Annotated in this window: 21 protein-coding genes; 14 read left to right on the top strand and 7 right to left on the bottom strand. The window is 73.0% G+C overall.

Translation table 11 applies throughout. The features are described from left to right. Nucleotides 1-7: 7 nt before the first annotated feature. From ABEE00_RS27165 to ABEE00_RS27150, 4 genes are all read right to left on the bottom strand, one after another. A complete protein-coding gene (locus ABEE00_RS27165) occupies nucleotides 8-853 on the bottom strand; it encodes a carbohydrate ABC transporter permease (RefSeq protein ID WP_345748311.1) in 846 nt (281 codons plus the stop codon). Further along, nucleotides 853-1,809, bottom strand: coding sequence for a carbohydrate ABC transporter permease (locus ABEE00_RS27160; protein ID WP_345748310.1), 957 nt, complete (start codon nucleotides 1,807-1,809; stop codon nucleotides 853-855). Before ABEE00_RS27160 ends, ABEE00_RS27165 begins: the two co-directional genes overlap by 1 nt. After that, entirely contained in the window at nucleotides 1,806-3,086 is a 1,281-nt protein-coding gene (locus tag ABEE00_RS27155; protein WP_345748309.1) for an ABC transporter substrate-binding protein, read from the bottom strand. Before ABEE00_RS27155 ends, ABEE00_RS27160 begins: the two co-directional genes overlap by 4 nt. Nucleotides 3,087-3,196: 110 nt before the next feature. Further along, nucleotides 3,197-3,802, bottom strand: coding sequence for a TetR/AcrR family transcriptional regulator (locus ABEE00_RS27150; RefSeq protein WP_345748308.1), 606 nt, complete (start codon nucleotides 3,800-3,802; stop codon nucleotides 3,197-3,199). Between the two features lie 112 nt (nucleotides 3,803-3,914). On the opposite strand from ABEE00_RS27150, the gene ABEE00_RS27145 reads away from it, so the two are divergent. From ABEE00_RS27145 to ABEE00_RS27115, 7 genes are all read left to right on the top strand, one after another. After that, nucleotides 3,915-4,676 carry a DUF998 domain-containing protein gene (locus ABEE00_RS27145; protein ID WP_345748307.1) on the top strand — a complete coding sequence of 254 codons (762 nt, stop codon included), beginning with the start codon at nucleotides 3,915-3,917 and terminating at the stop codon, nucleotides 4,674-4,676. A 108-nt stretch (nucleotides 4,677-4,784) separates the two neighbouring features. Continuing rightward, nucleotides 4,785-5,366, top strand: coding sequence for a helix-turn-helix domain-containing protein (locus tag ABEE00_RS27140; protein WP_345748306.1), 582 nt, complete (start codon nucleotides 4,785-4,787; stop codon nucleotides 5,364-5,366). A gap of 100 nt (nucleotides 5,367-5,466) precedes the next feature. Next, complete coding sequence (locus ABEE00_RS27135; protein WP_345748305.1) at nucleotides 5,467-6,681, top strand: NAD(P)/FAD-dependent oxidoreductase; 1,215 nt, start codon at nucleotides 5,467-5,469, stop codon at nucleotides 6,679-6,681. Further along, nucleotides 6,678-7,007, top strand: a complete 330-nt coding sequence (locus tag ABEE00_RS27130; RefSeq protein ID WP_345748304.1) for a (2Fe-2S)-binding protein — start codon at nucleotides 6,678-6,680, stop codon at nucleotides 7,005-7,007. Before ABEE00_RS27135 ends, ABEE00_RS27130 begins: the two co-directional genes overlap by 4 nt. Next, on the top strand, nucleotides 7,004-8,443 hold the full coding sequence (locus ABEE00_RS27125; RefSeq protein WP_345748303.1) for an FAD/NAD(P)-binding oxidoreductase: 1,440 nt from the start codon (nucleotides 7,004-7,006) through the stop codon (nucleotides 8,441-8,443). The genes ABEE00_RS27130 and ABEE00_RS27125 overlap by 4 nt, the downstream gene beginning before the upstream one ends. Beyond that, nucleotides 8,440-9,402: a dihydrodipicolinate synthase family protein gene (locus tag ABEE00_RS27120; protein ID WP_345748302.1), complete on the top strand. Its 963-nt coding sequence runs from the start codon at nucleotides 8,440-8,442 to the stop codon at nucleotides 9,400-9,402. The genes ABEE00_RS27125 and ABEE00_RS27120 overlap by 4 nt, the downstream gene beginning before the upstream one ends. Further along, nucleotides 9,399-10,436: a proline racemase family protein gene (locus ABEE00_RS27115; RefSeq protein ID WP_345748301.1), complete on the top strand. Its 1,038-nt coding sequence runs from the start codon at nucleotides 9,399-9,401 to the stop codon at nucleotides 10,434-10,436. Before ABEE00_RS27120 ends, ABEE00_RS27115 begins: the two co-directional genes overlap by 4 nt. 12 nt (nucleotides 10,437-10,448) lie before the next feature. Here ABEE00_RS27115 and ABEE00_RS27110 read toward each other — a convergent pair whose 3' ends face one another. Further along, the gene (locus ABEE00_RS27110; RefSeq protein ID WP_345748300.1) at nucleotides 10,449-11,318 is read right to left on the bottom strand and encodes an alpha/beta fold hydrolase; all 870 of its coding nucleotides are present in this window, start codon (nucleotides 11,316-11,318) and stop codon (nucleotides 10,449-10,451) included. Nucleotides 11,319-11,387: 69 nt separating this feature from the next. Between ABEE00_RS27110 and ABEE00_RS27105 the strand changes: the two genes are divergently transcribed. The 3 genes from ABEE00_RS27105 (at nucleotide 11,388) to ABEE00_RS27095 (ending at nucleotide 15,504) form a co-directional block, all read left to right on the top strand. Then, on the top strand, nucleotides 11,388-11,984 hold the full coding sequence (locus ABEE00_RS27105; protein WP_345748299.1) for a CGNR zinc finger domain-containing protein: 597 nt from the start codon (nucleotides 11,388-11,390) through the stop codon (nucleotides 11,982-11,984). Nucleotides 11,985-12,286: 302 nt separating this feature from the next. After that, the gene (locus ABEE00_RS27100; protein WP_345748298.1) at nucleotides 12,287-13,585 is read left to right on the top strand and encodes a DUF1611 domain-containing protein; all 1,299 of its coding nucleotides are present in this window, start codon (nucleotides 12,287-12,289) and stop codon (nucleotides 13,583-13,585) included. Then, nucleotides 13,582-15,504: an ABC transporter ATP-binding protein gene (locus ABEE00_RS27095; RefSeq protein ID WP_345748297.1), complete on the top strand. Its 1,923-nt coding sequence runs from the start codon at nucleotides 13,582-13,584 to the stop codon at nucleotides 15,502-15,504. Before ABEE00_RS27100 ends, ABEE00_RS27095 begins: the two co-directional genes overlap by 4 nt. Before the next feature lie 49 nt (nucleotides 15,505-15,553). On the opposite strand, the gene ABEE00_RS27090 is transcribed toward ABEE00_RS27095, so the two are convergent. Continuing rightward, nucleotides 15,554-16,405, bottom strand: a complete 852-nt coding sequence (locus ABEE00_RS27090; RefSeq protein ID WP_345748296.1) for a putative protein N(5)-glutamine methyltransferase — start codon at nucleotides 16,403-16,405, stop codon at nucleotides 15,554-15,556. 113 nt (nucleotides 16,406-16,518) lie between these two features. Between ABEE00_RS27090 and ABEE00_RS27085 the strand changes: the two genes are divergently transcribed. The 3 genes from ABEE00_RS27085 to ABEE00_RS27075 all read left to right on the top strand — a co-directional run bounded on the left by ABEE00_RS27085 (nucleotide 16,519) and on the right by ABEE00_RS27075 (nucleotide 20,572). Further along, nucleotides 16,519-18,252: an ABC transporter ATP-binding protein gene (locus ABEE00_RS27085; protein ID WP_345748380.1), complete on the top strand. Its 1,734-nt coding sequence runs from the start codon at nucleotides 16,519-16,521 to the stop codon at nucleotides 18,250-18,252. After that, entirely contained in the window at nucleotides 18,249-20,174 is a 1,926-nt protein-coding gene (locus ABEE00_RS27080; RefSeq protein ID WP_345748295.1) for an ABC transporter ATP-binding protein, read from the top strand. The genes ABEE00_RS27085 and ABEE00_RS27080 overlap by 4 nt, the downstream gene beginning before the upstream one ends. A 200-nt stretch (nucleotides 20,175-20,374) precedes the next feature. Further along, nucleotides 20,375-20,572: a hypothetical protein gene (locus ABEE00_RS27075; protein ID WP_345748294.1), complete on the top strand. Its 198-nt coding sequence runs from the start codon at nucleotides 20,375-20,377 to the stop codon at nucleotides 20,570-20,572. Here ABEE00_RS27075 and ABEE00_RS27070 read toward each other — a convergent pair. After that, a complete protein-coding gene (locus ABEE00_RS27070) occupies nucleotides 20,565-21,137 on the bottom strand; it encodes a serine/arginine repetitive matrix protein 2 (protein ID WP_345748293.1) in 573 nt (190 codons plus the stop codon). The two genes, ABEE00_RS27075 and ABEE00_RS27070, sit on opposite strands and share 8 nt — an antisense overlap. Before the next feature lie 442 nt (nucleotides 21,138-21,579). On the opposite strand from ABEE00_RS27070, the gene ABEE00_RS27065 reads away from it, so the two are divergent. Then, on the top strand, nucleotides 21,580-21,966 hold the full coding sequence (locus ABEE00_RS27065) for an anti-sigma factor antagonist (protein WP_345748292.1): 387 nt from the start codon (nucleotides 21,580-21,582) through the stop codon (nucleotides 21,964-21,966). The last annotated feature ends 98 nt before the right edge of the window (nucleotides 21,967-22,064 follow it).

Below are 22,064 nucleotides of genomic sequence, written 5' to 3'. Positions count from 1 at the left end.
CACGCGCTCAGTCGTCGATCCCCGTCCTCTCCACCCCCGCCACCAGGTGCCGCTGGAAGAGGAGGAAGACCAGGAGCAGGGGGAGGATCGAGACGGCCGCCGTGGTGAACAGGCCGTGCAGGTTGACCGATTGCGCCGTGGTGAAGGTGGAGAGCGCCACCTGCACGGTCCAGGCGTCCCGGTCCTGGCCGATGACGAGGGGCCAGAGGAAGGAGTTCCAGGCGCCGACGAACACGATGGTGCCGGTCGCGGCGAACACCGGGCGCGAGTTGGGCACCACCACCCGCCAGTAGGTGCGCCAGTGCCCGAGGCCGTCCACGCGGGCCGCGTCCTCCAGCTCGCGGGGGAAGCCCAGGAAGTACTGCCGGAAGATCAGGCACGCCACCGCGCTGAACAGGGTCGGCACGATCAGCCCGCGCAGCGTGGACACCCAGCCCAGCGAGGAGACCAGCACGAAGGTCGGCACGAACGTCACGGCGGCCGGGACCATGAGCGTGCCGAGCACCGCGTACAGCACATGCGCCGACCAGCGGTACGGGATGCGGGCAAGACCGTACCCGGCGAGGGAGGCGACCAGCAGGGTCCCGGCCGTGCCGCCGACGGCGATCAGCGCGGAGTTGAGCAGGGCGCGGCCCAGCGGGAGGTTGGGGTCCTCGAAGACCTCGCGCAGGTGGTGCCACTGCGGATCGCTCGGGAAGAACGTCCAGTCGGGCGCGGTGATGTCGGACTCGCGGGCGAGACCGTTCCGCACCAGGAGGTAGAAGGGGAGGAGGAAGAGGACGGCGAGCGCGACCAGGGCCGCGACGCGCAGCGCCCGGCCCGCGCGCACATGCCGCTCCTGCGAGGCGTACATCAGGCCACCCCTTCTTCCCTCGTACGCCGCCCGAGTCCTGACCAGCGCACCTGCAGCACGGTCGCCACCGCGATGATGAGCGCGAGGATCACGGCGCCCGCGCTGCCCACGCCGAGGTTCTGGCCCTGGCCGAGCGCGAGGAAGTACAGGTGCACCAGCGGCGGGCGGGCGTAGGGCGGATAACCCCGGGAGTCCGACAGCAGGTTGTAGAACTCGTCGAACGACTGGAACGCGTTGATCACCAGGAGCAGCAGCACCGCGACCGAGGTGGGCCGCAGCGCGGGCAGCGTGATGTGCCGGAAGGTCTGCCAGCCGGGTTTCGCGCCGTCCACCGCGGCGGCCTCGTACAGCCTGTCCGGTACGCGTTGCAGCCCGGCGAGGAAGAGGACCATGTAGAAGCCTGTCTGGAGCCAGAGCCGGACGGTCACCAGCACCAGCCAGTACCAGGGCGGATGGGTCGTCGAGAGCCAGGCCACCGGGTCGGCGCCGAACCAGCCCAGCACGGTGTTCGCCAGCCCGAACCGCACCCCGTTGAACACCGACAGCTTCCACACCATCGCGGCCACCACATAGCTGCACGCGGCGGGCAGGAAGAAGACCGAGCGGAAGAACGCCTGGGCGCGCGGCAGCCGGTTCACCGCGAGCGCCAGCGCGAGCGCGAGCACATAGGTCGTCGGCACGATGAACAGCGCGAAGAGCACGAAGGTGCCCAGGCTGCGCAGGAACGCCGGATCGCTCAGCAGCTCCGTGTAGTTGTCGGCCCCGACGAAGTCGCGCGAGCCCGGGGTGACGGTGTCGTACGCGTCGAAGAAGCTCAGCCAGAGGCTCCAGATCAGCGGCACGTACGTGAAGACCGCCAGGCCGATCACGAAGGGGCCGGTGAAGATCCAGAACCACAGCGCGGCGCGGCCTTGCGCGGTCCTGGGCTTCAGCCGTGCCAGGAACGGGCTGCTCACTTGCCCCTCCCGGCGCGGTTCCTGACCCGGGCCAGTTCCGTGCGCACCTTCCGTACGACCGCGCGCACTTCGCGGTCCGGGTCCGCGCCGTCCTTGATGATGCGGCTGAGCGCGTCCTGGTAGGCGGTGCGGGAGGCGTTGGTCCACAGGAGCGGTTCGGCCTTTCCGTACGCGCGCGCGTACTCGGCGGCGCGTGCGGCCTCGCCCTCTTGGAGTGGCTTCGCATGCCGGGCGAGGGAACGGCGGGCCGGGAGGTGGAAACCGTACGACAGGGCGAAGTCCCTTTGGTGCTCGGCGTGTTCGACCCACAGCCAGCGCATGTACGCCTTCGCCGCCTCGCGGTGCGGGCTGCTCTGGGCGACGGCGGCCGCGTAGGCGCCGACCGGCACCGCGGGCCGCCCCTGCTTGCCATCAGCCGGGAAGGGCAGCACCCCGAAGTCGCCGCCGAGCGCCTTGCGCACCATGGGCAGCGCCCACAGGCCCGACCACTGCATCGCGGTCAGGCCCTGCGTGAACGCGGCCGGGTCGGCCCAGTCGGAGGGCGCGCCCAGGAGCAGCGAGCCGTCCTCGTACGGCCGGCGCAGCTTGCCGAGGGCGCGGGCCGCGGCGGGATCGTCGAATCCGACCTCGCCGTCCTTGGTGACGAACTCCAGGCCCGCGGCGTTGAGCGGGGTCTGGCTGAGCACGCCGGCTCCGCCGTCGTTGCCGAGGAAGAGGCCCTTCACGTCCTTGGTGGTCAACTCCTGAGCCGCGTCCAGGAGTTCGTCGAGGGTACGGGGCGGGCGCACTCCGGCGCGGCGCAGCATGCTCTTGCGGTAGTAGAGGACCTGGGTGTCGATGGCCTGCGGGATGCCCCAGACGCGGCCCTCCCAGATCTTGGGCTCCAGCGCGGCGGGGTCGAAGTCGGCGCGTACGCCGTTGCCTTCGAGCAGCGCGGTCAGGTCGGCGACCCTGCCGCCCTGGATCATCTCGATGGTGGGGCCGTTGACCTCGAACACGTCGGGCCCCGAGGAGGTGAGGAGGGCGGCGGCGGTCTGCTGGTCGTAGTTGCCGGGGCGCCACTGGATGCGGACGTGGGCCTTGGGGTAGTCGTCGGCGTAGCGCTGGACGGCCTGCTCCACGCCGGGCTCGCCGTACTGGTGGTACCAGTGCTCGAGTGTCGGCCCGCCGCCTGAATCGGTCCCGCCGCGCCCGGTGTTGGAACCGCAGCCGGCGAGAGCGCCGGCGCCGAGCGCCGCGCCTCCGAGGGTGCTCAGCAGTTTCCGGCGCCCGACCATTCCGCATCCCCTTCCGTACGCCCCGCTGCCCAACGAATCACCCTGCACTCCGATGACGAACCTGTCACCACGACGTCATTGCAGTCACGTGACCCCTGCGCACCCCGCTACTAGGTCTCAGGCCCCTGGCGCCGGCCCTCGCTGTGGTGCGCCCAGCCCTGGTCGAGGAACCGGAAGCCGGCGGCCACGGACGATTCCGGGTCTGCCTCGCGCACGGCCATGAGCTGGATCTGGAGCGCGAAGCGTACGTAGAAGCGGATCTCCTCACTCGGTTCGTCGAGCCCGAACTCCTCGGTGAGCGCAGCGATCAGCGCGTCCTCGTGACGCAGCCACATCTTCTCCGCGTAGTCGACCAGGGAGGGAGTGCGGTCCATCAGCGCGAGGATCCGGCTCTGCGGCTCGGTCTTCAGCGCGGCGATCTCGGCGAGGTAATGCGCCTTCAGCGCTTCGGAGACCGAGGTCCCCTGTGTGCGGTCCCGCACCGCGGCGATGAGCCGCTCGTGTCGTTCCCCTTCGTCGCTGAAGACGAGCGCTTCCTTGTGCGGGAAGTGCGTGAAGACCGTCTTGGGGGTCACATCCGCCTTGTCGGCGATCTCACGCACCGTCACCGCATCGAAGCCGCGGTCGAGGAAGAGTGCCGTCGCCGCATCCAGGATCGCCGCCCTCGTAGCGGCCTTCTTGCGCTCACGACGCCCCACGGGCACTGAATCCACCATGCCCTCACTCTACCCTCGGTTACTCTCTATACCCGCTATAAAACTACACTCGATATAGTTAGAGTTCGAGTGAAGCGGATGTGCCCGGCCCTTCGCCAGAGAGAGGATGCCGATGAAAGACACGACCGTGCGCTCCAGTGCGCGCCGTACGAAGCCGCCGACCAACGCGCAGGAGCACGGCGACGCGGACGGATCCCGGCCTCAGCGCCGGATGGCGGGAGCGCTGCTGATCGCCGGACCAGTGATCTTCCTGCTGGGGGAGTTCGTCTCCGCCGCCGCGTGGACCGATCCCGCCTACAGCTACACCCACCACTTCATCAGCAACCTGGGCGTCCGCGGGCCGTCGACCCTGTTCGGCCAGTACATGTACTCGCCGCTGGCCTGGGTGATGAACGCCGGATTCCTCCTCTTCGGGATCACCATCCTGGCCGGGGTGGTCGCGTTGCGGGACCTGGCACAAGGGCGCCGGTGGGCCATGCTCGTCCCCGCTGCGCTGCTGGCCGTCGGCGGCGTGCTGCTCGCGCTGTATCCCGGATCGGGCGAGGCGCTTCAAGACGGCACCGGTGAGTACCACAGCATGGGCGCCTTCGCCGGGTTCACCGGCGGCAACGTGCTGGTCATCGTCCTCGGGCGCCGCCGGCAGCGCATCGGCGTCTCGGCCCGTACGGGCCGAGCGTTGATCACGGTCGGCGTGATCGGGCTGCTCTCGATGCTGCTCTACCTCACCTTGATCATCAGTTCCGGCGGCAACGCCATCGGGATCATCGGGCTCATCGAACGCGGAGCCGTCCACCCGTTCCTCATCGGGCTCGCGTGCGCCGGAGCGGCAATCTGGAAACGCGAGAACACCGCCGCCAGTGCCCTGAGTCCTTGACGCGTCGCTCGATGTGCAGACGCCCTTTCTCCTAGGTGTGGGCGTGCGTTCCGCCCCTGTAGGTTGAGGCATCCTGGTGTTCGGCATGGCGAACGGAGAGGAGTCGGCGTGGGGGAGCAGGGGATCCGGGGGACGTTGGCGGGGAATCTGCGTGCCGCGCGGCACCGGCGCGGAATCTCCCTCTCCGAGCTCTCCCGAAAATCCAACATCGGCAAGGCCACCCTCTCCCAGCTCGAGTCCGGCACGGGAAACCCCACCATCGAGACGGTGTTCAGCCTGTCCAGGGCGCTGGAGCTGCCCATTTCCGACCTGTTGGAGCAGAGCGTGCCCGACGGCGTCACGGTGGTGCGCGGCGACGAGGCCGAGGTGCTCAGCGGCGAGGGCGTGGACCTCCGCCCGCTCCAGCGCGTGGAGCAGGGCGGCATGATCCTGGAGGTGTACGACCAGCGCGTCAGGGCCGGCCGCCGCCAGGAATCGCAGGGCCACGTGGGCCGCGAGCACACCGCCGTACAGGCCGGACGCCTCCACGTCACCGTCGGCGGCCGCGAGGTGGAGCTCGGCCCCGGCGACTACATCCAGTTCGACGCCTCGCAGCCGCACTCCTACGCGGCGCCCGAGGACACCGTCCGCTCCGTGCTGCTCCTGCACTACCCCGCAGGACAACGGGACCTGCCCCCACACCCGCACTGAGGCACCGCACACGCACGTACCGTTGACACCCCCCACCCCCGTACCTAGCCTCAAATCGTTCGGTGTAACGAACGCTGGGGGTTCCATGAACGGAACGCGCGTGGCGGTTCTCGGCGCCGGCATCATCGGCGCCGCCTGCGCCGCCGAACTCACCGCTGCCGGCTGCGACGTGGTCCTCGTCGACCGCGCGGGCCCGGCCGCAGCCACCACCTCGCACGGCGAGGGCAACATCCTGGTCTCCGACAAGGGCCCGGGCCCCGAGCTCGAACTCGCCCAGTTCTCCCGCCGGTTGTGGCCCGAGCTGCTGGAACGCCTCCGCGCGCAGGGCCCCGACGTCGAGCGCCGCGCGGCAGCGGCCGAATGGGACCCCAAGGGCGGCCTCGTACTCGCCACGACCGATGAGGGAGCCGAGGCGCTCGGAGCGTTCGGCGCCGCACAGCGGGAGGCCGGAGTGCGCGCCGAGGCGCTGGACGCCCGGCAGGTCGCCGAGGCCGAACCGTTCGTGACCAAGGAGCACACGGCGGCCCTCTACTACCCCGACGACGCGCAGGTGCAGCCGGCCGGCGCGGCGGCAGCGCTGCTCGCCGGGGCGCTCGCGGCCGGGGCCCGGCTGCGTACGGGATGCGAGGTGACCGGCGCGCGGGTGCGCGGGGGCCGGCTCGTGGCCGTACGGCTCGCCGACGGCGGTGAACTCGCCGCCGACGCCTTCGTGAACGCCGCGGGCCCGTGGGCCGGTGAACTGGGCGCGCGCCTCGGCGCCCCGGTCGGCGTCGCGCCCCGGCGCGGAGAGGTGCTGGTCACGACGCCGCTGCCGCCGACGGTCTTCCACAAGGTGTACGACGCCGACTACGTGGGCGCGGTGGGCAGCGACGCCGGGGAGCTCCAGACCTCGGCCGTGGTCGAGTCGACCCGCGGCGGCAGCGTGCTGCTGGGTTCCTCGCGGCGGCGCGTGGGGTTCGACGCGCGGACGCCGCCCGAGGTGCTGTCCGCCATCGCCGCGAAGGCGTTGCGGCTGTTCCCGTCCCTGTCGGGGGTCCCGGTGATGCGCGCGTACGGAGGCTTCCGCCCGTACGTGGCCGACCACCTGCCCCTCATCGGCAGCGACCCGCGGCTGCCGGGGCTGTGGCACGCGACGGGGCACGAGGGCGCGGGCATCGGCCTGGCCGCCGGCACCGCGCGCCTGCTCACCGACCTGCTGCGCGGCCGACAGCCGGAACTGGACCCGGCCCCCTTCCGCCCTGACCGCCCCACGGCGGCCGCCACGCACCAGCCGCTTCTCCCGCCACCAGGGCCGACTACCAAGGAGCGCCCATGAGTCCGAGGCTCGTCCCCGCCCGCGACGCCCGTGACGCCCGCGTACGCCGCCACGACTGGCCGCTCCGCATCACCGTCGACGGCGAACACGTGGACGGCGTCGAGGGGCAGAGCCTCGCCGGAGTGCTGCTGGCCGCCGGGCGCCTGTCCTGGCGCCGCGGCCCGACGGGCGCGCCACGCGGAGCCTTCTGCGGCATCGGCGTCTGCTTCGACTGCCTGCTGACCGTCAACGGGGAGCGGGACGTACGGGCATGCCTGCGCGCGGCGACGGACGGCGACGCGGTCACGACCCAGAGCCGGACGCCGCACCCCGGGAGGGGTGGATGACTGCCCGTCAGGTGTGCGTCGTAGGAGCCGGGCCGGGTGGGCTGGCCGCGGCCGAGGGGGCGCTCGCGGCCGGGGCACGGGTGACTCTGCTCGACACGGCGCCGCGTGCGGGCGGCCAGTACCACCGGGGGTCGGCCGGTGACCATCGCGCCGCCGCGCGTTCCTCGTCCGCGTACGGCCGCCGTCTCCGCCGGGTGCTGGACCACCCGCGCTGCACCTGGCTCCCGGAGACCTCCGTCTGGGCGCTGGAGCACCCGCACCCCGGCGGGCCCGAGGGGCCGCCCCTCGTCCATGTGCTGAGCGGGCCCGCCGACGGCACCGCGAGGGAGCGGCGGGTGCTGCGGCCCGACGCGCTGGTACTGGCGCCCGGGGCGCACGACCGGGTGCTGCCGTTCCCCGGCTGGGACCTGCCAGGCGTGTTCACGGCGGGCGCCGCGCAGGCGCTGGCCAAGGGCGAACGCCTCGCCGTCGGCGACGACGTGCTGGTCGCGGGCACGGGCCCCTTCCTCCTCCCCGTCGCCGCCACGCTGCTGGAGACCGGTGCGCGCGTGACCGCCGTGCTGGAGGCCAACACGCCGGGCACCCTGGTACGCGGATGGGCCGGGCGCCCGTACGAGCTCCCCGCTCTGGCCGCCAAGTCGCGCGAACTCGCCCGGTACGCGGCCGTGTTGGCCCGGCACCGTGTGCCCTTCCGTACGGCGCGCGCCGTGATCGAGGCGCGGGGCGACGGCCGGGTGGAGGAGGCGGTCACCGCGCGGCTGCGCCCCGACTGGTCGGTGGTTCCCGGCAGCGAACGCGTGGTAGCGGCCGACGCGCTGTGCGTCGGCCACGGTTTCACCCCGCAGCTCGAACTCCCCGTCGCGGCGGGCTGCGCGCTGCGCGGCGAGCCCTGGGACGCGTACGTCGTGGTGGACGGCGACCAGCACACGTCCATTCCCGGCGTGTACGCGGCGGGGGAGATCACCGGCATCGCCGGCGCGCCCGCCGCCCGCGCCGAGGGCGCGCTCGCCGGCTGGGCGGCGGGCGGCGGCGCCCCGGACGCCCCGCGCCTGAGGGCACTGCGCCGCAGCCGCGACCAGGGCAGAGCCTTCGCCCGCCGGTTGGCAAGCGCACACCCCGTGGGCGCGGAATGGTACGCGTGGCTGCGCGGAGAAACGGTGATCTGCCGCTGCGAGGAGACCACGTACGAAGCCCTGCGCCGCTCCACATCCGCCCCCGGCGGCACGGACCCCCGCGTGACGAAGCTGGAAACCCGAGCGGGGCTGGGCCCGTGCCAGGCCCGCGTCTGCGGCCCGACGACCGCCCTCCTGCGAGCCGTGGGCGGTCGCTCCGCAGGGGCCCCCACAGCAACCCCGCACAACCGCCCCCTCACCCAGCCCATCCGCCTCGGCGAACTCGCCGCGCCGGCCACGGAACACCAGGAGGACCGCGAATGAGCCGCACTCCCCATCCCCTGACCGGCGTCATCGTCGCCACCGCCCTCCCGTACCGCGATTCCCCCACCGCCCCCGCCCACCTCGCCGTGGACCTCGACGCGTACGCGGCCCACTGCCGCTGGCTGGTCGAGAACGGCTGCGACGGCGTGGGCCCCAACGGCTCGCTCGGCGAATACTCCTCGCTGACCGAGGACGAACGCCGAGCCGTGGCCCGTACGGCCAGAGAGGCCGTGGGCGACGAGGGCTCCGTCGTCGTCGGCGTACACGCCCCCGGCGCCCACCAGGCAGCCGCCTGGGCCGAGGCCGCGGCCGAGGACGGCGCCGACGGCGTGCTGTGCCTGCCGCCCACGCTCTACCGCGCCAACGACACCGAGGTGATCGCGCACTTCGAGGCGGTGGCCTCCGCCGGCCTGCCGGTCATGGTCTACAACAACCCCTTCGACACCAAGGTCGACCTGACGCCCCCGCTGCTCGCGGAGATCGCGGCGATCGACAACGTGGTGGCGGTGAAGGAGTTCTCGGGCGACGTACGCCGCGTGCTGCAGATCAGGGAGCGCGCGCCGGGCCTCGACGTGGTCGCGGGCGCGGACGACGTGGTGCTGGAGAGCCTGCTGATGGGGGCGAACGGATGGTTCGCCGGGTTCCCGAACGTCTTCCCCGCGGAGTCGGCCGAGCTGTACGCGCTCGCGCGCGCCGGGCGCCTCGAAGAGGCACGGGCGCTGTACGAGCCGCTGGTCGCCGCCTTCCGGTGGGACTCGCGTACGGAGTTCGTGCAGGCCATCAAGCGCGGCATGGACCGCGTCGGCTGTCGCGGAGGCCCCTGCCGCCCGCCGCGCGGACCGCTGTCGGCGGCCCAACTCGCCCAGGTGGACGCGGACATGGACCGGGCGATGGCGGCCCTGGCCAAGCGCGCGAGCACGGAGAGCGGCACAGGACTCACGGCGGAGGCGGTCCGATGAGGTCGGTGCGCGGCATCGCCGCCGTCGACTCGCACACCGAGGGCATGCCCACCCGCGTGGTCACCGGCGGCGTCGCCCCCGTACCGGGGGAGACGATGGCCGAGCGGCGCGCGTACGCGGCCCGGCACCTGGACGGGCTGCGCCGCTTCCTGGTGGACGAGCCGCGCGGGCACCCGGCGATGAGCGGCGCGCTGCTCCAGCCGCCCGCGCGCCCCGACGCCGACTGGGGCGTGCTGTACGTCGAGGTCAGCGGCTTCCTGCCGATGTGCGGGCACGGCACGGTCGGGGTGGCGACGGTGCTGGTCGAGACGGGGATGGTGGAGGTCGCCGAGCCGGAGACGACCGTACGGCTCGACACCCCTGCGGGGCTGGTGGAGGCCCGGGTCCGGGTGCGGGACGGGGTGGCCGAGGAGGTCACCCTGCGCAACGTCCCCGCCTTCGCGCTCCAGCTCGACGCCGCCGTCGAGGTCCCCGGGCTCGGCACGGTCCGCTACGACATGGCGTACGGCGGCAACTTCTACGCGATCGTGGACCTGGAGAGCGTCGGGCTGCCGTACGACCGCGCGTACAAGGAGCGGATCCTCTCCGCGGGGCTCGCGATCATGGAGGCGGTCAACGAGCAGAACCGGCCCGTGCACCCCGGCGATCCCGGCATCGCGGGGTGCAAGCACGTGCAGTTCCTCGCGCCGGGCTCGGACGCCAAGCACTCGCGCAACGCCATGGCCATCCACCCGGGCTGGTTCGACCGCTCGCCGTGCGGCACCGGCACCTGCGCGCGGATGGCGCAGCTCCACGCGCGCGGTGAACTCCCCCTGCACGCCGAGTTCGTGAACGAGTCTTTCATCGGCACCCGCTTCACGGGCCGCCTCACCGGCACGGCGGAGGTCGGGGGAGGGGACAGGGCGCCGGGGGCGCCCGGAGTGCCCGGGGTGCGCGCGGTCGTGCCGGAGTTCTCGGGCCGCGCCTGGATCACGGGCCAGTCCACGTACCTGCTGGACCCGGACGACCCGTTCCCGGAGGGCTTCGTGCTCTGACGCGGACCGGACTCACCCTCCGATTCCCGCGAGGAAGCGCCCCAGCGCCGCCGCCGTCTCCCGGGGCGCGTCCTCCGGGAGGAAGTGCCCGGCGCCGGGGACGGTCTCGCGGCGCGCGGCGGGGATCGCCGCGGCGAGGCGGTCCGCTGTGGCGGCGGGCAGCCAGGTGTCCTCGGCGCCCCACAGCACGAGGGTGGGCGCGGTGATGTGCCCGAGGCGCTCCACCGCTTCGCGGGTGTCGTGGTGACCGACGGCCTCGACCTGGTCGACCCACCGCCCCTGACCTGCCTCTCCGTACCAGGGAGCGAGGTAGGCTTCCGCGGTCTCCGCGCTCATCGGGCGGTGCGTGGCCGTCCGCATCCGGGTGGCGATCAGGTCGGCGAAGACGTCGGCCGGCATGGTCCGGTACGCCTCCGCGTACCGCTGCTGGTGCTCGGTGAACGGCGTGTTCCACGGCCCGAGCACGGCGGCGTCCAGCAACGCCAGCGCGCGGGCCGGCACGTGGTGCAGCAGATGCGCGCGGACCACCACGCCGCCGCCGATGTCGTGACCGACCAGCGCGGGGTTCTCCAGGCCCCAGTGCCGCACGAGCTCGGCGAGCGTACGGGCCTGCTCGGCGATCGAGGGAACGGCGTGCGGCGCGGTGCGCGAGTCGCCGAAGCCCAGCATGTCCCACACGAACACGCGGTGGGTGCGGGCGAGTTGGGGCACGACGCCGCGCCACAGATACGACCAGGCGGGCGTCCCGTGGACGAGAACGACGGGCGGCCCGTCCCCGAAGACCCCGGCGGCCACCTCGCCCCCGGAGACGCGGACGCGGTCCGGAAGCCGCCACAGGGCGTCTTCGGTGGGGGATACGGGGGCTGTGCTGGATGCGGGCATGGCGGAGCAACTCCCGGGCTAAGGGGTAAACTTGACGTTCTCCGGTTACCGTAGGGCAGGGAGTAAGGCGTGTACATACCGTTTTCCGATTACGCCTGGGGTGCCGGTGTGGCCACCGCGCTGGTCAACACCTCACCCGACGTGCGCAGCACCGGAGATGACGGCCTGGCCACGCCAACTGACCTGCGCACCTTCCTCGTTGAGCACGCGCTGGGCGAAGAACCGCACGGAGGCGCGCCCGGCTCCAGGTCGCCCTCCGCCGAGGATCTCGGCCACGTACTCCCGCTCCGCCGCGAGGTCCGCTCGGTGCTGGAGGCGGACGGCGAAGAGGAGGCCGTCGCCGGGGCGAACGCGCTGGTCGGCCGCGCGGGCGCGGGCAGTGCGCTGCGGCGGGACGCGGGCGGCCAGTGGCAGTGGTGCGCCGTCACGCGCCAAGACGCCACGCTCGCCGAGGAGTTGGCGTGCGTGGTGGGTGTCGGCCTGCTCGGGGTGGTCCGGGCGCTGAGCCACGAGCGCTTCCGGCGCTGCGCCTCGCCGCGCTGCTCCGGGATGTTCGTGGACGTGAGCCGTGCGGGGCGGCGCCGGTACTGCGTGCCCGAGGTGTGCGGCAACCGGGTCAACGTCGCTGCGCACCGTGCGCGGCGGCGCGGCGGTACCGGCTCCTGAGGACGGCCGGGTCGGCCACTCAACTCCCGTACGCCGTAGGGCAGATCGCGGGCCGCCCGGCCGCGCCTCCGCGGCCGAACCCTTGGGCTCCGGCTGACGCTCCGTGAGATCCGGTGCCGGTAGGGCTTTCGACCAATCGGGTCATTTCACCGGGGGGTGGACGTCAGGGGGAGTAGCAGGGCGGGGCGTTCGCGCGCGCTGAATTCGATCATGTGAGAGCGAGGGCGGTGGGCGTTCTCGTCCGGCAGGGCCGTTCCCCGGACCGGCACCGGGCCGTTCCCCCAGACCTGAGGAGAATCAGCGTGGACAGGGTGTGCATCGAATCGCGTGCCGGACTGCCGGCGAAGGTGTCGTACGTGGCCCGCGGCCTGCTCGAAGCCGGCTACGGAAGGGACCACGCGCTGCGGCTGGACGAGCGCAGGGACCAGCGCCCCCGCACCGGCGACCTGGTGCTGTGCCGGGTCACCGACCTCGGGTTCCACAAGGCGCTTGGCCAGGCGCAGGGCAGACGGACGCCGCTGTTCCTCGGCGACGAGGTGGTGATCGCGTACGGCAGCCGGTACGCGCCCGACCAGTACGAGGCCGAGCTGCCCCCGGACACCGGGCCCTGCGAGCTGGCGGCGGCTGGCGGTCTGGCGGCGCGGGTGGTCTCCCGGCACGAGCGCATGTCCTCGCCCACCCGGCTGTGCCCCGTGGGACTGCTCACCGACGACCGCGGCACCCGCATCAACCTCCGCGACCTGGCACGCCCCGTCTTCCCCTTCCCCGCGAGCTGCCCGCCGGTGGTCGCCGTGCTGGGCACCTCCATGAACGCGGGCAAGACCACGGCCTGCGCCTCCCTCATCCGGGGGCTGAGCGTGGCCGGCTACCGGGTGGGCGCGGCCAAGGTCACCGGCACCGGGGCGCCCGGCGACCCGTGGCGGATGACCAGCGCCGGCGCCTCGCAGGTGCTGGACTTCACCGACGTCGGCCACCCCAGCACGTACCGGCTGTCCGGCGAGGAGGTCGTACGCACCCTGCGCGCGCTGGTCGCCGACCTGACCGAGCACGTGGCCGACGTGATCGTGCTGGAGATCGCCGACGGGCTGCTCCAGCGGGAGACGGCGGAGCTGCTGGCGGCGCCGGAGTTCCAGGAGCTGGTGCACAGCGCGCTGTTCGCCGCGGGCGACGCGATGGGCGGCGCCGTCGGGGTGCGCGAGCTGCGCCAACGGGGGCTGCCCGTGGCCGCGTTGACCGGGCGCGTGACCTCCTCGCCGCTGGCCGTCGCCGAGGTGGCCGCGCTCGCCGACGTACCGGTGATCGCCACCGACGCCCTGGAGGAGCCGGCGAACGCGGTCACCTTCCTGCCCGCCGAGGTGCGCCCCGCGGTCGCCGAGGAGGAAGGCGTCCCCGTCGTCGAGTGGACGGGGGACGCGGGCGACTGGGCGCAGGTCGCGGGGGAGCGCGCCGGGGACGAGCAGGGCGTACGGGGGCGTGCCGCGCCGGTGGAGGTGCTCTCCGGCTCCCCGAGCCCCACGTCGGTCCCGACGTCGGCTCCGGCCTCGACGTCCACGCCGGCCCCGACATCGACCCCGACCTCGACTCCGAGGCCGGCGGCATGACGGAGCCCCCGCACGGCACCCACGCCCCCGGCCCGGACGCCCGGTCCCCCTCGGCGCGCGGGCCGGGGCCGCGCGCGCCCGACGTCGCGGCGGGCGCAGCCCGCATGCCCCGCCCGCTGGGCAGCGTCCGCGTCCGTCTCATGGGCGGGCTGCTCCTGGTCGGGCTCGGGCAGACGGTGTGCGTGGTCGCCTTCGCCGTACTGGCGCACATGGTCGCCGACCGCGCCGGGGCCAGGGCCTCCGACCCCGAGCACGGCATCTACGCGCCCTTCGCGCACCTCTCCGCCGCGGTGCTGATCGCCGCCACCGCCCTCACGGCGGTGGCGGCGGTCGCGCTGCGCGCGGTGTTCCCGCCGCTGGCCGAGCGGCTGGCGCAGAGCTATGTGCACAGCGTCCGCATGCGCCTCTTCGACCAGGTCGCGGGCAGCGTGGCCTGGGGCACCAGGCGCCGCACGGTGGGCGTCACCGTCCTCCGCTTCACCGGCGACTCCTCCGCGCTGCGGATGTGGGTCAGCCGCGGCATGGCCAGCCTGCTCACCGACGGCGTGTTCGTGGTGTGCACCGTGACCGCGCTCGCCTTCTTCTCACCGGTGGGCGGCGCGGTCACGGCCGGGATCCTGCTGACGGGGGCGTGCTGCGTGTACGTGCTCGGCGGGCGGCTGAGCGGTCAGCTCCGCGAGACCCGGCGGCGCAACGGCAGGGTCGCCTCCTTCGTCAACGAGCGGGTGACGTACACGGCCGTGATGCAGTCGCTGGGCCGGGTCGGCAAGGAACGCCGGGAGCTGCGGCGGCGCAGCAAGGACTACAGCGCGGCGATGGTGCGCGAGGAGGGGTTCGTCGGCGCGGTCGCCGCCGTCGCCGAGGGCTGCCGCATCGGCACCTACCTCGCCGTCATCGGCGTGGCCCTCGCCGACGGTTCGCCCGCGGGGACGCTGGCCGCGCTGCTGCCGCTGGTCGGCTTCCTCGGCGGCCCGCTGCTCGCGCTCGCCCGCTGCCAGGTGTACTGGCAGCGCTTCCAGGTGGCCCGCGCCCGCATCTCCGAGGTGCTCGGCGACCCCGCGCAGCTCAGGGGCCCGCGCCGGGCGCCCGAGCTGGTGGAGGGGCCGGGGCGCCTGGAACTGGACGGGCTGCGCGTCGACGGGGTGCTGGACGGCGGCCCCGACGGCGACGGCGTGCACCTGACCGCCGAGCCGGGGCGGCGCATCGCGGTGACCGGGCCGCCCGGCGCGGGCAAGAGCCTGCTGCTGGCGCTGGTGGCCCGGCTCCAGGTGCCGGACGCGGGCGCCGTGCTGGTGGACGACCAGGACCTGGCCCGCTGCGACCCGCAGTCGGTGCGCCGGGCCGTACGCCTGGTCAGCCCCGAACTGCCGCTGCTGCGCGGCACCGTGCGCAAGAACCTGCGGCACGGCGAGTCCGCGGGACGCGACATGGAGAAGGGAGCGGGCGCGGCGGACGACGTCCTGGACACCGTGCTCCCGCACGGCCTGACCACCCAGGTCGGCGAGGGCGGCGCCGGGCTCTCGGCGGCGTCGCGCTACCACGTGGCCCTCGCGCGGGCGCTGCGCAGCGGCCCGCGCGTGCTGCTGCTGGACGAGCTGGGCCCCGACCAGCTGGCCGGGCCCGCCGACATCGGCGGGCTCCTGGGGGAGTACGCAGGGACCCTGCTGTACGTGAGCCGTGACCCGCGCCTCACCGCGCGGGCCGACGCGGTGTGGCACATCGAGAACGGGGAGATCACAGAGCGGCCCGCACCGCACGCCGAAGCCCAGACCGAGGTCGGAGCCGCGGCCGCCACGGAGGTGGACTTCCGCAAGTCCGCGGCGGACGCCGACCTCCACAAGCCCACGACGGACGCCGACCCCCACGAGTCCGCGCCGGAGGTCGACCTCAGAAAATCGCGTACGCCGCACGGCAGTTGACGCCCACGCCCCGGCCCGGTCGTCCTCGCGGCGGCCGGGCCGCGGCATGTCAGGACACGTCCCGCCGCGTCGCCGTCACCACCGTCGCGTACAGCTCGGCGCACTGCTCCACGCGCGGCGCCAGCCCGCACCGCTCGGCGACGCGCACCGCCTCCGGCGCCTGCCGCTCGCTCGTCTCGAACAGCAGCACCCCGCCCGGCGCCAGCCACTCCGGCGCTCCGGCCGCCACCCGCCGCAGCACGCCGAGCCCGTCGGCGCCGCCGTCCAGCGCGGCCCGCGCCTCGTGCTCGCGGGCCTCGGGCGGCAGCAGCGCCATCTCGTCCGTGGGCACGTACGGCACGTTCGCGAGCAGCACCTGCACGCGGCCGCGCAGCTCTCCGGGGAGCGCGGTGAACAGGTCGCCCTCGCCGACCCGCCGGCCGTCCGCGTACCCGTCGCCCCCGTACGCCGCGAGGTTGCGCCGCGCGCAGCGCACCGCCGCCGGGTCGATGTCGGCCGCGTACACCTCGGGCGCCGCGTCCCCGGCGAAGCCGCCCGCCGCCCCCGAGGCCATCGCCGCGCCCAGCGCGCCCGAGCCGCAGCACAGGTCGACCGTCACCGCGCGCGGCGGCGCCAGGGCCGCGGCGTGCCGTACCAGGAATTCGGTGCGCCGCCGCGGCACGAACACGCCCTCCTCCACGGCGATCCGCAGCCCGCAGAACTCCGCCCAGCCCAGCACCTGTTCCAGTGGGCGCCCCGCGGCGCGGCGCTCGACCCTCGCGTCCAGCTCGGCGTCCGACGGGCCGCCGGACAGCAGCAGCCGGGCCTCCTCCTCGGCGAAGACGCAGCCGGCGGCGCGCAGCCGGGCCGCGACGGCCTCGGCCGAGCGCGGCGCGGGACGCGCGGTGGAGTGCTCGGACATGGCGGAAGTATCGCAGCGAGCTGACAGGACTTTGCCGGGAGTTGAAGGTGACAGCGCGGCCGATGACCGAGGATGAGGGGGTTTCCGTCAGCTCGTTCCTCGGGGGATTGGGTGTGCTGATACGTCTGCTCCGTGCTCGTCTCCGCCCGTACGGGCGTCCCGTGCTCTTCCTGGTCCTGCTCCAGCTCGTGCAGACCAGCGCCACGCTCTTCCTGCCCACGCTGAACGCCGACATCATCGACAACGGCGTCGTGCGCGGGGACACCGGCCACATCGTCCGCTTCGGCGGCGTGATGCTCGGCGTCTCGGTGGTGCAGGCGGTCTGCAACATCGCCGCCGTGCGCTACGGGGCGCTGACCGCGGCGTCCGTCGGACGTGACGTGCGGGCCGCCGTCTTCGACCGGGTGCAGTCCTTCTCCGCGCGCGAGATGGGGCAGCTCGGCGCCCCCTCGCTGATCACCCGCACCACCAACGACGTGCAGCAGATCCAGATGCTCGTGCTCATGTCCTGCACCCTGATGGTGTCCGCGCCGATCATGTGCGTCGGCGGCATCGTGATGGCGCTCGGCCAGGACGTGCCGCTCTCCGGCGTGCTGCTGGGCGTGGTGCCGGTGCTGACCGTGGCGGTGTCGCTGATCGTGCGGCGGATGCGGCCGCTCTTCCGCACCGTGCAGAAACGTCTCGACGAGGTCAACAGGGTGCTGCGCGAGCAGATCACCGGAATCCGCGTGATCCGCGCCTTCGTCAACGACTCCTATGAGCGCCGCCGTTTCGACGAGCACAACGCCGAGCTGACGCATGTGCAGCTCCGTGCCGGGCGGCTGATGGCGCTGATGTTCCCCATCGTCATGACCGTCGTGAACGTCTCCAGCGTCGTGGTGGTGTGGTTCGGCGCGCACCGCATCGACAGCGGCGGCATGCGGATCGGCGCGCTCACCGCGTTCCTCGCCTATCTGATGCAGATCGTGATGGCCGTGATGATGGCCACCTTCATGTTCATGATGGTGCCGCGCGCCGAGGTGTGCGCCGAGCGCGTCCACGAGGTGCTGGACACCGAGCCCGGAGTGCTCCCGCCGCTGGAGCCCGTGCGCGAACTCCGCCGCCACGGACGGCTCGAGCTGCGCGGCGCCGGCTTCCGCTATCCGGGCGCCGAGGCCCCCGTGCTCACCGGCGTCGACCTGCTGGCCAGGCCCGGCGAGACCACCGCCGTGATCGGCTCCACCGGCAGCGGCAAGTCCACGCTCCTGGGCCTCGTGCCGCGGCTCTTCGACGTGACCGAGGGCGAGGTGCTGGTCGACGGCGAGGATGTGCGGGGGCTCGATCCCGCGCTGCTGGCGAAGACCGTGGGCCTGGTGCCGCAGCGCCCCTATCTGTTCGCCGGGACCGTCGCCTCCAATCTGCGGTACGGGCGGCCCGAGGCCACCGACGAGGAGCTGTGGCACGCCCTGGAGGTCGCGCAGGCACGCGAGTTCGTGGCCGCGATGGAGGGCGGTCTTGACGCGCGCATATCCCAGGGCGGCGGCAACGTCTCCGGTGGACAGCGCCAACGCCTCGCCATCGCCAGGGTGGTGGTGCACCGCCCCGAGATCTACCTCTTCGACGACTCCTTCTCGGCCCTCGACTACGCCACCGACGCCGCGCTGCGCGCCGCGCTCGCCCGGGAGACCGCCGAGGCCACGGTGCTGATCGTGGCCCAGCGCGTCGCCACCGTACGGGAGGCCGACCAAATCCTCGTACTGGACGAGGGCAGGCCCGCGGGGTTCGGGCGGCACCGCGACCTGATGGAGGAGAACGCCACGTACAGGGAGATCGTGCTCTCCCAGCTCACCGAGCAGGAGGCGGCATGAGCGCGATGGCCCGCATGGCGGGCGGCGGGCCCGAGCACCGGGCGATGGACTTCGCCGGTTCGGGCAGGCGGCTGCTGCGCGAATTCCGGCCCCAACGCGCGGCGCTGCTGGGCATGCTGGGCCTCACGCTGCTCGGCGTCACCCTCAACGTGCTCGGGCCGAAGATCCTCGGCCGGGCCACCGACCTCGTCTTCGCGGGCTTCGTCGGGCGGAAGATGCCGGAGGGCGCCAGCCGCGAACAGGTGCTGGAGGGCATGCGGCAGCACGGCCAGGGCCGCATCGCCGACATGCTCTCCGGGGCCGACTTCACCCCGGGCAAGGGCATCGACTTCGGGGCCGTCGGCGGCGTGCTGCTGCTCGCGCTCGGCGCGTTCGTGGTGGCCGGGCTGCTGACGCTGTTCGCGGGGCGGCTGTCGGCGCGTGCGGTGAACCTCACGGTGCGGCGGCTGCGCGCCCGGGTCGAGGAGAAGCTCGCCAGGCTGCCGCTCTCCTACTTCGACCGGCAGTCGCGCGGCGAGGTGCTGAGCCGCGTCACCAACGACATCGACAACCTCGGCCAGACCCTCCAGCAGACGCTGGGCCAGCTCGTCACCTCGCTGCTCACCGTGGTCGGCGTGCTGGCGGTGATGTTCTGGACCTCGCCGCTCCTGGCGCTGGTCGCGCTGGTCACGGTGCCGCTCTCGGTGCTGGTGGCGACCCGTGTGGGCAAGGGCGCGCAGCCGCAGTTCGTGGCCCAGTGGAAGTCGACGGGCAAGCTCAACGCGCACGTCGAGGAGATGTATACGGGGCACGCGCTGGTGAAGGTGTTCGGGCGGCAGCGCGAGTCGGCCGAGACGTTCGCGGAGCACAACGAGGAGCTGTTCAGGGCCGGTTACAAGGCGCAGTTCATCAGCGGGATCATGCAGCCCGCGATGATGTTCGTCGGCAACCTCAACTACGTGCTGGTCGCCGTCGCCGGCGGTCTCCGGGTGGCCTCGGGCGCCCTGTCCATCGGCGACGTGCAGGCCTTCATCCAGTACTCGCGCCAGTTCACCCAGCCGCTCACGCAGGTCGCCTCGATGGCCAATCTGGTGCAGTCCGGGGTGGCCTCGGCCGAGCGCGTCTTCGAGCTCCTGGACGCGGAGGAGCAGTCCCCGGAGCCCCCGGAGGCCAAGGCGCTGAGGCCCGCGCAGCTCCACGGCCGGGTCGACTTCTCCCGCGTCTCCTTCCGCTACGACCCCGAACGCCCGCTGATCGAGGACCTGTCGCTGACCGTCACGCCGGGCCGCACCGTCGCCATCGTCGGCCCGACGGGCGCGGGCAAGACCACGCTGGTCAACCTGCTGATGCGGTTCTACGAGACGGACGGCGGGCGCATCCTCCTGGACGGCACGGACATCGCCGCGATGGACCGCGAGGAACTGCGCGCCAACATCGGCATGGTGCTCCAGGACACCTGGCTCTTCCACGGCACCATCGCGGAGAACATCGCGTACGGAAAGCGGGACGCCACCCGCGCCGAGGTCGAACGGGCCGCCGCCACCGCACACGCCGACCGCTTCATCCGCACCCTGCCCGACGGGTACGACACCGTGCTGGACGACGAGGGCACCGGCGTGAGCGCGGGCGAGAAGCAGCTCCTCACCATCGCGCGGGCCTTCCTGGCCGACCCCGTGATCCTGGTGCTGGACGAGGCGACCAGCTCCGTGGACACCCGCACCGAGGTGCTGATCCAGCGCGCCATGTCCCGCCTGGCACACGGCCGCACGAGCTTCGTGATAGCCCACCGCCTGTCCACGATCCGCGACGCCGACATCATCCTGGTGATGGAGAACGGCGCGATAGCGGAACAGGGCACTCACGACGAACTCCTGGAAGCCGACGGCGCCTACGCCCGCCTCTACAAGTCCCAGTTCGCTGAGGCGGTGACGGAGGTGGAGTGAGACCTGCGTTCGTGACCGGCCCCATGCGGTGGCAGGCCCGTCGACGCTTCCGCCGGAGCGCTGGGTAGAGTGCGCGCCGTGATGGGAAGTTGGCAGGTCACCGCCCCCGACGGGAAGAAATGACCGAGCTCGTGGCGACCGGTTTCCTGGCGGAGGGTGTGAGTGGGGCCGGCGGGACCGGTCCCGTGTTCCTCAGGGTCATGCCCCTTCTGGCGATCGTGCTCGGCGCCCTGTTGGTGACCGACTTCAAGGGGTCTGCCACACGCCTGTACGGGCTCCTCGCGAGGTATCAGAGGCCGGGCATGGCCACGGTGGGAACCGTCAGGACCGTGGGCGGGATCGCGATATTCGTGGGCGTCGGTTCGCTCGCGCCGGATCTCGTCGCGCTCCTCACCTGACGTGCGGCGGAGGTCCGTGCCACGTCGCCGCCAGGTTGCGGCGGTTGGTGTTGCGGCGTACTGCCGTGACGATGCAGATCGCGGCGGGGGCCATGAGCGCGGCCAGGCCGAAGCCGACGGTGCCGAAGATGCCGCCGACCATGCTGCCGACCTCGGGCGGCTCCCCGACGGCGAACTCGGCCTCGCGTTCCGCGGTGCAGGTCAGGGTGAGGGAGCCGCTGCGCGCGGGGTGCAGCTCGAAGACGCGCTCCCAGGTGCGGGAGCCGAGGGTGACGTGGAAGGTGCTGTCAGGGCGGGTCACCTTGCCCGAACTCGTGCCCCGCGCGCGGCAGTCGACCTTCCCCGCGCCGGTCTGCTCGACGTACACCGCCTTCTTCTCGCCCGCCGTGACCTGGAGGGTGCGCGAGCTGCCGGCGCGGAAGCCGCTGTCGGGGTCGATCACCCCCGTCGCCCCCTTCACCGTCACCACGAGGAGGGCGACCGCCACACCTGCCAGTACGACCCCGAGTGCCGCGGCCACCCCGTACCAGAGCCTCCGCGGCCGTACCTGATCCGCCGGGATCATCGAAGGATGGACCGGCGCCCCGCCGAACTGCGGTCCGCCGAATTGCGGCCCTCCGGGATGCGGCCCCCCGAACTGTCCCCCGCCGTACTGGTCTCCTCTGTAAAACCCCATCAGCACAATTTCGCACATCACCCCCAACACACGTCAGGGCGCCCAGACTTGGCCTCGGTGGAGCGGCCCATTCCGCCGCCCCGCGTCAACTCGCCCGCTCATGAGGGGAGATGCGGCAGAATGCCTGTCAAGAGTCATGGGGGAGATTCATTCAGACGGGGGAATTAGGTATCCGCAATACCGTTTTTGCGATCCCTTGTCGGGCGGTTCTTTCCTACGCTCGCCGGACGGCGTCACCCCAGACCCCGGTGGTCCCGTTCCCTTGTCCTGCTCACCGTCCTCTGCTGCGAAGCGCGAGATGGGACACCAGCCAGCGAGGTGTGACGCCGCCATGCTCCGACCCGACCTCCCCGCACGCCTTTCCCGCACCTATCGCAGGGACGGGCATACCGTGCTGGAACTCAGCGGCAGTATCGACATCGCCGCCCTCCCCGAGGTCATCCCGCACCTGGACGCGGCCACCGCGATGCCGCGCCCGCGGGTCGTGATCGACCTGACCCCCGTGGAGTTCTTCGACTGCTCCGGAGTGCGGCTGCTGGTCCGCGCGCGCCGCCGGGTCGCCGAGCGCGGCGGCCGCCTGGCCCTGGTCTGCCCGCACCGCCCGATACTCCGCACCCTCACGGTGCTGCGGCTCAACGACACCTTCCGCCCCGCGCCGACCTTCGACGCCGCGCTGGAGCGGATCATGAGCGCACCGGGCTGCGGCGCGGGCACGTGACGGGCTGCGACGCGGGCACCTGAGGCGTACGAGACGGGCACCGAGGCCCGAGGCGTACGTCGTACGAGGCCGACGCGCTCAGCCGAAGCCGAGAGCCG

Source organism: Streptomyces odontomachicola, assembly GCF_039605595.1.
Classification (GTDB): Bacteria; Actinomycetota; Actinomycetes; order Streptomycetales; family Streptomycetaceae; genus Streptomyces.
Note: the sequence above shows the minus strand (reverse complement) of the source record. Positions and strands in the feature narration are given on the sequence as shown.

Coding starts and splice junctions, on each gene's coding strand:
- ABEE00_RS27165 (WP_345748311.1), bottom strand. CDS start 853: ATGTACGCCTCGCAGGAGCGGCATGTGCGCGCGGGCCGGGCGCTGCGC.
- ABEE00_RS27155 (WP_345748309.1), bottom strand. CDS start 3,086: ATGGTCGGGCGCCGGAAACTGCTGAGCACCCTCGGAGGCGCGGCGCTC.
- ABEE00_RS27150 (WP_345748308.1), bottom strand. CDS start 3,802: ATGGTGGATTCAGTGCCCGTGGGGCGTCGTGAGCGCAAGAAGGCCGCT.
- ABEE00_RS27145 (WP_345748307.1), top strand. CDS start 3,915: ATGAAAGACACGACCGTGCGCTCCAGTGCGCGCCGTACGAAGCCGCCG.
- ABEE00_RS27130 (WP_345748304.1), top strand. CDS start 6,678: ATGAGTCCGAGGCTCGTCCCCGCCCGCGACGCCCGTGACGCCCGCGTA.
- ABEE00_RS27125 (WP_345748303.1), top strand. CDS start 7,004: ATGACTGCCCGTCAGGTGTGCGTCGTAGGAGCCGGGCCGGGTGGGCTG.
- ABEE00_RS27120 (WP_345748302.1), top strand. CDS start 8,440: ATGAGCCGCACTCCCCATCCCCTGACCGGCGTCATCGTCGCCACCGCC.
- ABEE00_RS27115 (WP_345748301.1), top strand. CDS start 9,399: ATGAGGTCGGTGCGCGGCATCGCCGCCGTCGACTCGCACACCGAGGGC.
- ABEE00_RS27110 (WP_345748300.1), bottom strand. CDS start 11,318: ATGCCCGCATCCAGCACAGCCCCCGTATCCCCCACCGAAGACGCCCTG.
- ABEE00_RS27095 (WP_345748297.1), top strand. CDS start 13,582: ATGACGGAGCCCCCGCACGGCACCCACGCCCCCGGCCCGGACGCCCGG.
- ABEE00_RS27090 (WP_345748296.1), bottom strand. CDS start 16,405: ATGTCCGAGCACTCCACCGCGCGTCCCGCGCCGCGCTCGGCCGAGGCC.
- ABEE00_RS27080 (WP_345748295.1), top strand. CDS start 18,249: ATGAGCGCGATGGCCCGCATGGCGGGCGGCGGGCCCGAGCACCGGGCG.
- ABEE00_RS27075 (WP_345748294.1), top strand. CDS start 20,375: ATGCCCCTTCTGGCGATCGTGCTCGGCGCCCTGTTGGTGACCGACTTC.
- ABEE00_RS27070 (WP_345748293.1), bottom strand. CDS start 21,137: ATGATCCCGGCGGATCAGGTACGGCCGCGGAGGCTCTGGTACGGGGTG.
- ABEE00_RS27065 (WP_345748292.1), top strand. CDS start 21,580: ATGCTCCGACCCGACCTCCCCGCACGCCTTTCCCGCACCTATCGCAGG.